Origin of the sequence: Actinoplanes sp. NPDC051633, from assembly GCF_040681735.1 — a bacterium.
Lineage (GTDB): Bacteria > Actinomycetota > Actinomycetes > Mycobacteriales > Micromonosporaceae > Actinoplanes.
Genome location: NZ_JBFAZH010001068.1, coordinates 1 through 2654 on the forward strand (window position 1 = coordinate 1; position 2654 = coordinate 2654).

Annotated in this window: 2 protein-coding genes; both read right to left on the minus strand. The window is 73.4% G+C overall.

The features are described 5' to 3' along the window. Window positions 1–54: 54 nt before the first annotated feature. A complete protein-coding gene (locus tag AB0M20_RS37015) occupies window positions 55–1551 on the minus strand; it encodes an oligosaccharide flippase family protein (RefSeq protein ID WP_364305393.1) in 1497 nt (498 codons plus the stop codon). After that, entirely contained in the window at window positions 1548–2513 is a 966-nt protein-coding gene (locus AB0M20_RS37020) for a Wzz/FepE/Etk N-terminal domain-containing protein (RefSeq protein ID WP_364305395.1), read from the minus strand. Before AB0M20_RS37020 ends, AB0M20_RS37015 begins: the two co-directional genes overlap by 4 nt. Window positions 2514–2654 lie beyond the last annotated feature (141 nt).

Below are 2654 nucleotides of genomic sequence, written 5' to 3' on the forward strand. Positions count from 1 at the left end.
AGTACGCGCGCCCGGCGCGCACCGCCCGGCGCACCGGATCCGCCAGCCGCCGGTTCACAGGCCGACTCCGCGCTTGGGGCGCAGAATTGCCCGCAGCACCGTCCGGTCCTCGCGGCTGAGCCCGAGGGCGAGGACCGTCCCGGCGTACGCGACGGCGATCACCACCAGCCCGCAGACCAGCGCCACCACCCCGGACGGTAGCAGCGTGCCCACCGCCAGCCCGGCGCCCAGCGCCACCGCCCCGGCGAGCAGCCCGGTGCCCATCCCGCGGGAGACCGGGAGCGCGCCGATCAGCCGCCGCACCTGCACGACCCGGGCGACATTCACCACCGCCAGGGACACCGCCCAGGCCACCGCCGCCCCGACGATGCCGTGGGCCGGGATCAGCAGCAGGTTGAGCAGCACGTTGAGGACCAGGGTGGCGACGTTGTCGGCCATGTTGAGCGCGACCTTGCCGGACATGTTCAGCACCGTGCCGCACGGCCCGGTGGCGGCATTGACCAACTGCCCGCAGGCCAGGATCACGGTGACCGCCGCCCCGGCCGCGAACGCGCCGCCGAACAGCCGCAGCAGCTCCCCGGGGAAGGCGAGCAGCGCCGCGAAGGCGGGCAGCGACAGCCGGACGATCCACCCGGTCACGGCCGCGTAGCTGCGCCGCACCTCGTCCATCTCACCGCGGTGGTAGAGGTGCGCCAGGTACGGGCCGAACGCGGCGTTGAGCGGCGCCAGCACGAACACCGCGACGGTGACCAGCCGGGTGGCCACGTTGTAGACGCCGACGTCGGGGTTGGCGAAGAAGCCGAGCAGCAGCACGTCGAGCCAGATCAGCCCGGTGGACGCCAGCGACGACACCCAGCTGACCGTGGAGAAGGAGAAGAGCTGCCGCGCCTCGTACGTGCGGCCGGCGCCCTCCAGCGCGGCGAGCCGGCGGCGCACCGCGAGCAGCGCGAAGGCCGCCGCGGTCCAGCCGGCCACCACGATCGCCCAGAACGCGCCGGTCAGCCCGAAGCCGGCCAGCAGCAGCACCGCGGTGAGCAGCAGCCGGCAGACCGGCTCGTAGATCTGCCCGATCAGCGTGAACGCCTTCTGGCTGCGCCAGCCGCGGGTGGCGGCCAGCGCGGCCTCGCAGAGCGTGGACGCGGGCAGGGTGAGGGCCATCAGCCGCAGGCCGGTGGTCAGCGCCGGGTCGTGCAGACGCTCGGCCAGCCAGGGCGCGGCCAGGGCCAGGGCGACGCCGAGCACGGCTGCCGATCCGCCGGAGACGGCGAGGGCGAGGCGGACCGTGCCCCGCACCGCGGCCGGGTCGTCGTCGGCGAGGTGCACGGCGACGAACCGGGTGACGCCGGCCCGGAAGCCGGAGAGCGCGAGCAGGCCGAGCAGGGTCAGCGTGGCGTACGCCTGGGCGTACCGGCCGACCTGGCCCTGATCGAGGACCCGGGCGAGCAGCAGCACCACGCCGAACACCGCGGCCTGCCCGACCACCGCGCCGGCGAGGTTGAGCCCGCCGCCGCGGGCTATCCCCCGGACCGATCGATCCGCCGCCACGGTCATACGCGGGCAGGCTCCCGCTGGGCGGGCACCTCCGGGTAGACCGGCCCGCGGGGCCGGCCGAGGATCTCGAGCAGCACCACCAGCAGGATGGCGACCAGCAGGCCGGCGCCGGTCACCGGCGGCACGATCCGGGCCAGCTCACTGAGCTTGGACGGCGAGGTCACCTCGCCGACGCTGGTGACCTGCTCGGGGTTGGCCGCGCCGACCTGGGCCCGGGCGGCCTGCAGTCCCTTCGTCGCCTCGGCCAGCGCGCTGCTCGCGGCGTCCCGCTGGGCCAGCAGGGCCTCGTATCCGGCCAGCTTCGGTCCGAGCACGTCGAGCCGCTTCTGCCCGTCGGCGAGGGCGTCCTTGGCGGCCTCCTCGCCGCGGGAGTTGCCGGCGGCGGCCATGCTCAGCTCCTGCTGCCGCAGGTCACCCTGCTGGTTGAGGATCGCCTGGAACTGCTTGTCGGGCTGGGTGACCTTGTTCTGGGTCTCCCACCCGGTGATCTTCGCGGCCGCGGCGGTCACGTCCTTCTCGGCCACGGCGACCTGCTCGGTGGCGGCGTCCACCTGGGACGCGAAGAGGAAGGTGAGCGCGCGGCCGGCCATCGCCCGGGCGACCGGCGCGGCCTTGTCCCGCTCGTCGCCGGTCCAGGTGAGGGTGAGCTGGCTGCTGGCGCCGACCTGCTTCACCTCGACGCCGTCGGGCAGGTCGTCCCGGCCGACGCCGGTGTCCGCGGCGACCTGGTCGATCACCTTGGGCGAGGTGGTCGCGGCGGCGAAGGCGGCGACGAACTGGTTGGCGCCCTGCGACCCGGAGAACTGCGTGCCGGAGGACTGCAGCGCCGGGGCGGCCACGTAGGTGGTGACCGCGTAGCGCGCCGGGGTGAGCAGCACGACCAGCACCGCGATCAGGGCAGCGAGCACGGGCAGGCCGACCAGGAGGCCGAGCCGTTTACGGGCGACCCGCAAGTAATCCACTGTCTCCATGCTCCTCAACCAATGACTCGTGCCGCGTCGCCGTCGCGACCGCCGCGAAGGACACCAAGTACCACATCGTCGCCACGCTGGACAGCACGTTCGACGCATTATATTTAGACAACATTACAAATTTTTTAAGAA

What these genes read in the sequence shown, in the direction of transcription:
- AB0M20_RS37015 (WP_364305393.1), bottom strand. Translation starts at nt 1,551, where the DNA reads ATGACCGTGGCGGCGGATCGATCGGTCCGGGGGATAGCCCGCGGCGGC.